Source organism: Butyrivibrio sp. LB2008, assembly GCF_000621565.1.
Taxonomy (GTDB): domain Bacteria; phylum Bacillota; class Clostridia; order Lachnospirales; family Lachnospiraceae; genus Butyrivibrio.
Map to the genome: position 1 here is coordinate 67529 of NZ_JHXZ01000016.1, position 11243 is coordinate 78771.

Here is an 11243-nt window from a genome sequence, read left to right on the forward strand (position 1 = left end):
TTACTTCTCTTCTTTATTTTCTTCTGAGCGGTGTACCTCATCGATGATGAAAGGAGGACGTTTACGTGATTCCTCGAGAGCACGCCAGATGTATTCTCCGAGCATCGAAAGCATTATAAAGATAAGTCCGAATCCAAAGAGAACAACACTCATAAGTGACGCATATCCAAGTATGGGTGTTCCTGTTGTGAACTTCTCTTTTATGGTCAATATGATTCCGATAAGTGACATCAAAGCAAATATAAAACCTACCGTTGCCATACATCTTATCGGGAAATATGAAAAGCTCATCATTGAATCCACAACAAGCTTTACTTTCTTTCCGAGTGTCCAGCGGGATTTTCCGACTTCTCTGTCTTTTCTGTGGAAATAGATCTTTTCTGTCTTAAAGCCTACCCACATAACCTGGAGCGTAAGTGATGAATTCTTTTCATCCATCATCTCAAGAACCTTGATGACCTGCCTGTCAACCAGGTAGCAGTCGCATCCGCCCTGAGGCATATCTTTGTTGATAGTCTTTCTTACGAGCCAGTAATAGCAACCTGCGAAGAACTTTTTAACCGCGTTCTCATCTCTTGAACCTCTGATTGCGAGAACAACCTTATTTCCGCGTTTCCAGCTCTCATACATATCAAGGATAAGCGTTGAATCTTCCTGAAGATCCGCCTGCTTGGTCACGGCGCAGTCACCGGTGCAGACCGAAAGTCCCGCAAGAAGCGCAGCGTGCTCACCAAAATTTCTTGAAAGTTTGGTTGCTACAACATTCTTATCTTTTGCGGCAATCTTGTTTATAATTTCCCAGGAATTGTCTCCCGAGCCGTCATCGACAAAAACAATCTCATAATCACCGATCTTACCAAGAACTTTTTCCTTGAGATCGTCATATAAAAGTTCAAGTGTGTCCGAGTTGTAATAAACCGGAATAACAATAGAAAGCTTACTCATAATTTCTTTTACCCACTAATTTCCTTTATAAATTCATCATAGTCACGAATATATTCGTTCTCAATGTAATGTTCGCTTGCAAGGCACAGAAGAACAGAATCCGGAGAAAAATCGTACATCTCCTTCCATACCATTGGTCCCAGATAAAGTCCCATTCTCGGCTTATCAAGAACCACAACTTCGCGCTTCTTGCCGTCATCAATAAGGACCTTACTGCTTCCGCTTACATTTATAAGCACAAACTTTGTATATCTGTTGGCATGATTGCCTCTCTTGATATCTCTGTCGGATCCGTAAATATAAAAAACCCTTCTGATATCGAACGGAATATCAAATCCCGATCCTTCGGCAACTACAAGATTTCCCTTCTCGTCACCATACTCTTTAAATTCAAGAACTTTGTAGTTCTCTTCAAAATCACTTTTCATTGTGTCACTCCTTTTGAAAGCGTCAGGCTGTCCTTCTCGTAATAACGCGCCATTGCACGGTTGATCCATTCGATCTTACTGTCCTCCCATGCCTCATAGCCTTTACTTTCTTTAAGCTCTTTCATCTCTTTTAGCATATCTTCACTAAGTACGATAACATCCTGGTTAAAAAGCATCTCGGGCCTTACCTCGTACGGTTTAAGCACTACATCTTTAGTATTACTGTCATTTAAAATTCTGAGTCTCTCAGCATTTTCTTTACTATAATGTGCCGCATTTCCCGTTGTCAGATCATATACAGCACTTGTCACACTGTAATAATGCGGGCTCGGAACTACGCAGAGCGCAGAACCGAATATAAGAATTCCTGCAAGCACCAATATGGCCGATGATGCTTCCCATGAAAAAGATTTTTCTTCTTTCGAAGCAACCTTTTCCTCAAATATATTTCTGACCCATGCCGTAATGTAGAACACGGTCATGATCGCAAAAAATACAAATTCCATCCATGCAAGTACGATAACTCTTCCGGAATCAAAATTGCCCACTCCGAAATAAAGAGGCGTCATATTTGATGACACCATGCCGTACGCAAAAACCGTAAATACAACGGGATGACGAAGTTTGCCCTTAAGCCCTTCCGCAAGCTTCCAGAATATGGGAATAAGGAACAATAAAACGACAAGTGTTTCCCATCTCGCCATCTTATCTATAATAACATCAAATGTACCATATAGCGACAGCAAAACAGATTTGACCGGCGAAAAGCCCTCAGTCTCGGCCTTTCTGTTACTAAGTCCGGGTGCCGTGATACTCATTACAAATCCTATGAGATAGATCACCGCCGGAATCCATATTAGCTTTATATATCTAAGGCCGGCTTCGCCCAGTCCTTCAACTGATATCTTTGAAAACTTGTGCATCACGCAGATAAAGATCATAAGAACCATCAATATCGCAAGTTCAAGCTCAGTCATATAATTGGCGCCGCCCATGGGAAAAGCCCAAATACACGCCCAGATAAAATGTCTTTTGCAGGCTTTTTTGTCCTCATCATAGAGTACTCTTAAAAGAAGTCCCACCCAGAAAAAAGCCATTCCGAAAGTAAAAACGTAATTGACCGCGCCGCTCCACCAGTAAAAGGCCTGCGATCTCGCTTCATTTTCAAGGAAGTGGATCATCATGATAAGCGTTGTCATTGAAACCACGTTGGTGAGATGCTTATCAAGTTTCCATGTTTTTACAAAGAGTGCATTGTAGAAATAGCATACTCCGAACGTAAGCATGGAAATAACAATGACAGGTACCAGAAAATACAGCTTCTCACTAAATATCGCAGGACATAAGCAGGTAAGAAAAGCTGAAAAATAATATCCTTCGTAATTATAAAAAATCCAATGTGCCTTCTTTAATGCCGAGAAAAATGCCACAAAGAAATTTCCCGTTCTCACAAAATCCTGATGCGGCTGGAGCGCCATGGAAAAGTCATCTGCCGACGGAAAATTGTAAAAGCCCAAAATAAGCATCGGAATGAGACTTAACACATAGATACATATAAGCACATTGCTGAGTGTCTTAAATGAAATTTTCTTTTTTAAAACAGGTAACTTGTAATCAAGCATTTTTTGTATCCTTAACCGTAATATTCCTTGTACCACTTGGCAAATCTTCTAAGACCGTCCGTAAGCGAAGTAGAAGGCTTAAATCCAAAGTCGTTTTCAAGAGCAGTCACATCCGCATAGGTAATCTCAACGTCGCCCGGCTGCATAGGCACAAGTTCCTTGTGTGCCTCAAAGTCATAATCCTGCGGAAGAACGCCCGCAGATATAAGCTCTTTTTGAAGAATATCGACAAAATCCAAAAGGTTTACGGGATCGTTGTTTCCGATGTTATAAACCTTGTACTTAACTCCGTTCTCATTCTCATCGGGAGACTTCTTCATTACGTTCACGATGCCTTCAACGATGTCATCAACGTAGGTAAAATCTCTTTTACAATTACCGAAGTTAAAGATCCTTATAGTCTCGCCCTTTACAAGCTTATTGGTAAATCCAAAGTAAGCCATGTCCGGTCTTCCCGCAGGTCCGTAAACCGTAAAGAATCTAAGTCCCGTAGAGGGAATGCCGTAGAGCTTGGAATAAGCATGTGCAAGAAGCTCGTTTGACTTCTTGGTCGCAGCATAAAGAGATACCGGATTATCAACCTTATCCTCCACGCTGTAAGGAATCTTCTTGTTGCTTCCGTAAACGCTTGAACTTGAAGCATATACAAGATGAAGAACGCCATTATACGAATCGTCTTTCATCTCCTCATCATAGGAATGTCTGCATGCCTCAAGAATATTATAAAAGCCTATTATATTGGAATCTATGTATGCGTCAGGATTGTCGATTGAATATCTGACGCCTGCCTGTGCCGCAAGATTTACGACAACTTCGGGCTTAAAATCCTTAAAAGCTTTGTCTATAAGACTTCTGTCAGAGATGCTTCCTCTTATAAGAGTAAACAGCCCTGCATCTGAGCCTGTCAGCTCGTCAATTTTCTTAAGTCTGTCCTCTTTGATCCCTACATCGTAATAATCGTTCATATTGTCTATACCAAGGACAGATATGCCTGTATCTTTATAGTTTCTTATAAGTTCAAGCACGAGATTGGAACCGATGAAACCTGCCGCTCCGGTCACCAGAACTCTTTTTCCGCTAAGATCTATATTGCTCTCTAACATATATAACCTCTTTATTATTCAGCTCCTCTTCCGAACAGCACAACATATACTGTCTTGAGGATTATTCTGATGTCCTCTGTAAGACTCCAGTTATCTATATATTCAAGATCAAGCTTGACCACTTCGTCAAAGTCTGTGATATCACTTCTTCCGCTGATCTGCCAAAGTCCCGTAAGACCGGGCGTCATGGAAAGCCTTCTTCTGTAATGTTCGTTGTAATTCTTGAATTCTTCTTCCGTAGGCGGTCTGGTACCGACAAGGCTCATCTCGCCCTTTAATATATTGAGAAACTGAGGAAGCTCATCGAGACTTGTCTTTCTGATAAATGCACCGATCTTGGTAATTCTGGGATCGTCCTTCATCTTGAACATAAATCCGCTCATCTCATTCTTGTCTGCAAGCTCTTTCTTGCGCTCCTCGGCGTCTATATACATCGATCTGAATTTGTATATCTTGAACCTTCTTCCGTTCTTTCCTATTCTTGTCTGTGAAAAGAAAACAGGTCCCTTTGAGTCAAGCTTTATGGCAGGCGCAAGGAATATTGTCACGATGCCGGTGATAATAAGTCCCACAACTCCGCCGAGTATATCAAGTCCTCTTTTTATAAAGAGACGCTTGTAACTTGTTCTGTTCATTGAATAAGTCAGAACAGAATAATCAAGGAAATCATCAAACTGTGTATTTGCCTTGCCAAATCCGGGAAGCTCAAGATTATAATGAGTCGTGATTCCCATCTCTTCAAAGCCGAGTATGATATCTCTCATCTCCTTCTGAGGAATATTGGGAGTATTGATAAATACCTCATCAAAAGGATCTGTTATAAGGCGTGATGTAAGATTCTCTATTCCATGATGAACATGAACGCCGTCTATATACCAGGGTTCCCCGGAAGATTCCTGTCTGTTTGTGTCATCCGCCGCATAAGCTCTTACAATCTTATATCCCAGATTTCCCGCGTTCTCTGCCAATTTGCGAACAGTATCCTCCATAAGATTGCTCTCTGCAACAACAACCACCCGCACAGCATTATTGTCGTTTGAAATAACCTTCCTGAAAGTTTTTTTAAATATTATTCTTGCAATATAAGTGAGTATGATATCTATAACTATGAAAACTGCCACTACAAATCTGGACATTATCGGTGAGATCTGTAAAAAGAATGTGATGGGAAATGATGCAACAATCATCACAGTCATAAATCTGAAAACAGATAAGAATTCCTTGATATACCCCCTTATTGCAAAATCTCTGTTCCAGTCTGCAAGAAATGAATAAACTACACACACCAAAAGAAAGACAACACATATCATATTATGTTTTGTCCTATCTTCGATCTTAACTCCCCAGTTACCGATATCTTTTATACAGATAGCAAGAATATATGAAGTTATGATACATGCCATATCTATCAGCCAGAGCATGTACGTTTGAAATGTCTTGTTTTTATTACTCATACTGAACCATTATAGCATGATTTCACAATAATCACCCTATTTTATGTTCTCCCGCTTATTTTTCATCACTATCAGGCTCCTTATCGACTTGGTTCCCTTTCCGGGTTCCGTTATAAATACCTCATATTCATCCGGATTTTTCACATATCCGTCCCAAAAGCTCTTTCTTGCCATAACCCAGTTCTTGGTCTCTCCAATTATCCCAAGAGAATCAAATCTGTCATATCCGTATTTGGCATAGTCAAACTTATCATAGTATTCCGGTCCTCTTTCATAGCGGATCATATCCATATAGAAGCTGCTCTCGATCTTATACATAACAAGCGGAAACGTTGAATCCATCTCCTTTTCTATAACATCGGAAAAATAATCTCTGTAATATCTGCAAATTTTCCCCATAAACGCATCATCGTTGCTAAGTTGCCTAAGCCACCCTTTTTCATCGACAAGCCCCTTTATCCACAGAGCATTTATCTCCGCGCCGTCATACGAAAACCACGGATGTCCCATCGTAAGATCAAAATCCCAGACAGGGCCTGCTATAAGTTTATTGTCCATACCTGCCTTATATACATATTGGCTTGCTCTGTCCGCATCTCCGTTCTCAAAAAATTCCTGAATCAGATAGAACTTCACAAAACTCTCTTCATCCACAAGATTCGTAAACTCACCGGACGATATCGCATTTTCCAACGTGGTAAGATCATTGGTTATATCTTCAAGTTCCTTACTGCTTGGCTTTCCCGGATAGACAATCTCAGCAAAATTATTATTTATCTGTGTAAAAACATTCCCATCCGCCTTAACTCTTTCCTCATAATCAAACTTCGCAAGATATCCGTCTGAAGAAAGATCCAAAAAGCCGTTTCCTTCTTTTATCTTCTTGGCAACAAGATATAAACCTCTGTATTCTCCGTTGATATAAAGATTCGCATACTTGCAGTCGGGAACATTTTCCATTCCGAGTTTCCGCGCCGTATCAAGTACGATATAGCTTTTTGCTTCGCTCTCATCATAAAAATTTGACAGCAAAACAAAACTCTTAGCCGCACTCATTCCAAGAATTTCTTTTGCACTGTCAAAAGAAATATTGTAAGACCGCTTAAATTCCCGCCCCGGAAACTCTTCCATAAGTTCTGTCCATGTCGAATTGCCATGTCCGGAGATTTTTAAAGCTCCCGCACTCTCTTTTACATTACCCGAATCATATATTTCGAAAGTCGCCGCGGCCCTGGTCTTATGCTGCGGATCCTCATCGACCGTTTCCATATGGTTCTTGCTCGCAGAGATATAAAATGTCTCCACATCACCGCCACACATAAAAAATATTTTTCCTTCGGCTACATCCCCGTTCTTTTTTACAAGCGTATAGCTGTTTCCGTTTTCCAAAAGCCTCTTATTGCCCTCACCGGCGTAAGTAATAATGCTTTTATCAAGCTTATCTCCCGCATGATAGCTTTTATTTCCTATTTTTATCTCTTTGGCCTTTTCAATATACAACCTGTAATCTGAACTGTCTTTTTTTCCGGGTAAAAAAAAGTACAGATTCCCGGACTCTTCATCACTATGCGGATACACACTGACCTCGCCATAGAAATGCCCCTCGGAACCTGCAACTACATACATGGGCGCATCGCCGGCATTTTGAAAAATTCTGATCACAACCAAAATGATGACCACGACATTCAAAAGTACCAGCGCGCAAACCAACTTCAACATCTGTTTTTTAGTATTATACGAATCTCGTAACAGCCTATCCATAATAAGATCCTCCCGAACCTTTTCCTGTTGTCAGCGGATTTTCGTATAATAATTATATTATTTTACATTCACAGAAAAAAGTGTTTAATCTCGTTTTACACTTTTTTCTTTCTTATCACTCCCAAGCCGCAATATGCAGAGAAAACGATCATTCCCGTCCAGACGCCCACACTCATAACTTTCTTGCGATACTCTCCGACGGCAAGCGTCTCATCATATTTGTACATTGGCTTGTCCTGCCCGTCATAATCTATGACAATATCACCGTTTTTCTTAAACTCCGCAATCTCCTGTGATGTATAATATTCCGGCTTCATACCAAGGCTCTTGTTGCTCTCATCTCTCTCCCTTGCGCCGTACAAAGCCGTAGGTTCCTTTGTGACCGCAAGATAGATAAGTGTCATGACAACACCGGTTGCCACTCCGACCAGGATGCGCTTCCCAAGCTTTAATACATCTTCTTTTCCGGTATCAGCTTCATTTGCAGTCCCGACATGAACCGATTTCTCTTCAATGTTCTCAAGGAATGCATAGAGCGCGCTTCCGATAAAGACATATGTAAAATTCTTTGCCGATAAGTTATAGAGAAGCGGCTCCCAGATTCCGATAAACAACATAGTCACCATAACCGCGATCTCTGCCCTCTTATCCTCCGCAATGCAGCGATTCATAAGAAATGTTATAAGAGCAAACATAACAACAAATGCCACTATTCCAAGCTGCAAAAAGAGATACAGCTGCGACATGTCGATTCCGTATGTTCTGTAGGACTCGTCAGGATTTATCAGACTTATTCCAAACAGCGAGATACTGTTATTGCTCCAGAAATATTTCGCAAGTGCAAATCTGGTATTGAATATTTTCCCGTTGAAAAGATCAAACAGATTATCGGGAAGGATGTGCGGCAGCACTATAGAGATAAATGCCGTAACAGGGAATGCCGCATAGCTAAGGATTTTTTCCAAAAGCCCGATCTTCTTAATAACGAAAAGATAGTAATTTACTGTGACATAAACAACGCTTGCAAGTACCCCCGTCCTGCTGCCGGAATACTGAAAGACATAAAGATTAAAGAGGATTGCTGCGACAGAAGCCATAAATAGTAATAACTTTGAATTCTCTTTTCCCTTAAGATAAACAGTGACCAGATACATGCACATCATGGTTATCATGATCGTATTCATGTGAAGCGTGTTTGGATGCGCATATCCGAAAGCGTGCCTGAACATAGTTCCGGCACCTTCTCTTGTCTGCGGATAATAAATCTCCGATGCAAGTCCGAATGCCCCGAGAAAGATCTTGAGCATGATAAGAGGCCCTGCAACAAGCGCTCCGCAGCGTATCACTTTTGCGGAATCAACTTTTTTCATTCCGAGCATCATCATGAAGCATTCTATAAGTCCCTTTTGGCTATGGTCCGTGTTTATGTACACGAGACCTGCAAGAAGCATGAGCGCCGCAATAATCGCATACTCTTTGGCGGTATGCTTTGTTACTAGAATCTTGCACAAAAATAAGAATGCACAGATAACAATCGCCGCCTTGATCTGAACCATTCCGTCATACCAACCGAAAGCTCTTGTTCCAACCGTTAAGGCAAAGAATAGTAGATAAATCCTCTCTCCTATCACTTCATTGCCATATATTCCGGTCAACATCTTCTGCATTCTTACCTTTAATTCCGTCATGCTCTTGTCCTTATTATTTATTATAGAGTCTACAATAAGCGAAAGTTTTATCTGCCTTTTGCCATAGAATCCTTCGTCACATAGTATATAAACTTTGTATTCGTAACAAAGTAGCGCTTAAAAAGCCTTCCCGGATCCTGGAACAGTCTGTAAAGCCATTCAAAACCTATCTTCCTGATCCAGACGGGAGCTCTTTTGATCGTTCCTGCGTGGAAATCAAAGCCTGCTCCGACGCCCATCATAACGCCATTTATCCTGTCCTTATGAGCAAGCATCCACTTCTCCTGCTTGGGCGCGCCAAGACCTATCCAGACTATGTCCGCACCGGATGCATTTATCCTCTCGACATCCGCATTGTCTTCCTCTTCGGAAAGAGCTCTGTACGGAGGCGAGTACATTCCCGCAATATTTATTCCGGGATATTTTTTCAAAAGATTCTCACGCAGTTTCTCAATGGTCTCTTCTGATGATCCATAGAAATAATGCGACACTTTTCCATCGGTCGTATCTCTGAACATATGCTCCATGAAGTCAGGTCCCGCAACTCTCTCAGCACCTATATAGCCGGCCTTTTGTTGGAGCTTAGCTATAGGAGTTCCGTCTGCGAAAGTAAATGCGGAACTGTTGAGAACTTCTTTATACTCGGGATTCTCTCTTCCCATTACCGAAGTATGTACATTTGAAAAACAGATATATTTTCCGGCCAGATCTTTTAAATGTGTGATCACATGAAAAACAGCTTCTTCAGTTCTTGCAACGGCATATTTTATGCCAAACACTTCAAAGCGCTCGTTTCGAACAGTCGCAGGTATTGCCGCATGATCTTCTATATCGGTAACGATTCCCGATTGCACATCATATCCCATTGAATTAAGGGCAAGATATGTACGAATTCCGCGCTTTCCTGTCTCTTCCAGCAGTTCTTTTGCCGATTCATCATCTTCTCTCGCGCCGATAATAAGCATATCATCACAGCCCGATGCGTAGTATTTCTCAATAATATCTATGATATCCTTAACAGGAAGCTGCACCTTATATGTATTCCTGTCTCCCATAGCAAGGAATCTGTCCTTGTTCTTCTTCCTGTAGATCATTCTGAAGATAAACGAATACAGGACACTGAAGCCAAAAAACATTCCTATCACGAGTCTGGAAGAATCTTTTCCCAGCTGCAAAGCATAAAGATACAGCAGCAAGAATGCAACGATCATGCACTTGCCTTTCAGAACCGACATAAAGTTCTCTACAGGGTCCTGCAAGAATATATGCTCTCTTCTGCAGTCATATAAAAGAAATACTATAACCTGCAAAATACATACGAAAACAGCAACCGACACATACAGCCCGTCGAACATGTCATGCCATCTCACCGCGTTCTCGCCGTATCTGATTACAAATGCCGAAACCAGAGACAACAAAAGCGCTATCTCATCCAAAATAAATATTCTTTTTACAGGAAACCTTTGCTTTTTGTAGTTATTCATTATGTTTATGCCAATCTCCCAATAATGTTGTTTACATCAATTGAGCCCCTCTGAAATAAGCCGCATTAGATATTTCAGAAGGGCATTTTTGCTTGATTATTACCATAAAAGGTCTATATTATATCCGGAAAATTTACTATCGCGTGAAATTAAAACCAAATTTTCTACTTTAGCTTGAGAAATTATTAGCCTGTCAAACGGATCATTATGAATCATAGGAAGCCTTGCAATCCAATCTAAATGCATCGGTTTTATAGGCATGATTTTAATTTTATTACTCTCACATACATTAGCAATCTCCATAATCGAATAATCTATCTCAAGTTTGCCAATGCTCTTCTTAATTGCTATTTCCCACAATGACGCAATACTTACATATACTTCCTCTGCGTTACAAATCACATTCTTTGTCTCATCCGATAATTGCGGATCATCATAAAGAAACCATAGTAACGCATGGGTATCCAAAAGGTATTTCATAAATACTCCTTAAAACAGTCCGGTGTCTCATCAAAATCATCAGCCATCACAAAAGTTCCTGAAAGCCCTCCGGGATTTCTATATGCATTTGTACTTCTTTTTTCTTTATCATTCTTGTTGTCTATAGATTTGAGGAATTGAACAAATGTAATGACTTCATCCAATCTTTCCTCTGATAATCCATTGACCTCATTCAATAATGTGTCAACGCTCATTCTATATCCTCCAAAATAAACAAACACCTTATTATCATCTAAAGATTACCATAAAAATAATGT

General features: G+C 40.6%; 10 protein-coding genes. All 10 read right to left on the minus strand.

The features are described 5' to 3' along the window. Positions 1-945: a glycosyltransferase family 2 protein gene (locus T356_RS0105940; RefSeq protein WP_026513700.1), complete on the minus strand. Its 945-nt coding sequence runs from the start codon at positions 943-945 to the stop codon at positions 1-3. A gap of 8 nt (positions 946-953) precedes the next feature. Beyond that, entirely contained in the window at positions 954-1373 is a 420-nt protein-coding gene (locus tag T356_RS0105945) for a sugar 3,4-ketoisomerase (RefSeq protein WP_026513701.1), read from the minus strand. Next, a complete protein-coding gene (locus tag T356_RS0105950; protein ID WP_026513702.1) occupies positions 1370-2995 on the minus strand; it encodes a DUF6056 family protein in 1626 nt (541 codons plus the stop codon). Before T356_RS0105950 ends, T356_RS0105945 begins: the two co-directional genes overlap by 4 nt. Before the next feature lie 11 nt (positions 2996-3006). Further along, positions 3007-4098: an NAD-dependent epimerase/dehydratase family protein gene (locus T356_RS0105955; RefSeq protein WP_026513703.1), complete on the minus strand. Its 1092-nt coding sequence runs from the start codon at positions 4096-4098 to the stop codon at positions 3007-3009. 14 nt (positions 4099-4112) lie between these two features. Beyond that, positions 4113-5552, minus strand: a complete 1440-nt coding sequence (locus tag T356_RS0105960; protein ID WP_026513704.1) for a sugar transferase — start codon at positions 5550-5552, stop codon at positions 4113-4115. 36 nt (positions 5553-5588) lie between these two features. Continuing rightward, complete coding sequence (locus tag T356_RS0105965) at positions 5589-7313, minus strand: CotH kinase family protein (protein ID WP_026513705.1); 1725 nt, start codon at positions 7311-7313, stop codon at positions 5589-5591. A 95-nt stretch (positions 7314-7408) separates the two neighbouring features. Then, positions 7409-9001 carry an O-antigen ligase family protein gene (locus tag T356_RS0105970; protein WP_026513706.1) on the minus strand — a complete coding sequence of 531 codons (1593 nt, stop codon included), beginning with the start codon at positions 8999-9001 and terminating at the stop codon, positions 7409-7411. A gap of 47 nt (positions 9002-9048) precedes the next feature. Next, entirely contained in the window at positions 9049-10485 is a 1437-nt protein-coding gene (locus tag T356_RS21490) for a WecB/TagA/CpsF family glycosyltransferase (protein WP_242846568.1), read from the minus strand. 99 nt (positions 10486-10584) lie between these two features. Then, entirely contained in the window at positions 10585-10965 is a 381-nt protein-coding gene (locus T356_RS0105980) for a type II toxin-antitoxin system VapC family toxin (RefSeq protein ID WP_026513708.1), read from the minus strand. Further along, complete coding sequence (locus T356_RS0105985) at positions 10962-11180, minus strand: DUF2281 domain-containing protein (protein WP_026513709.1); 219 nt, start codon at positions 11178-11180, stop codon at positions 10962-10964. The genes T356_RS0105980 and T356_RS0105985 overlap by 4 nt, the downstream gene beginning before the upstream one ends. Between the last annotated feature and the right edge of the window lie 63 nt (positions 11181-11243).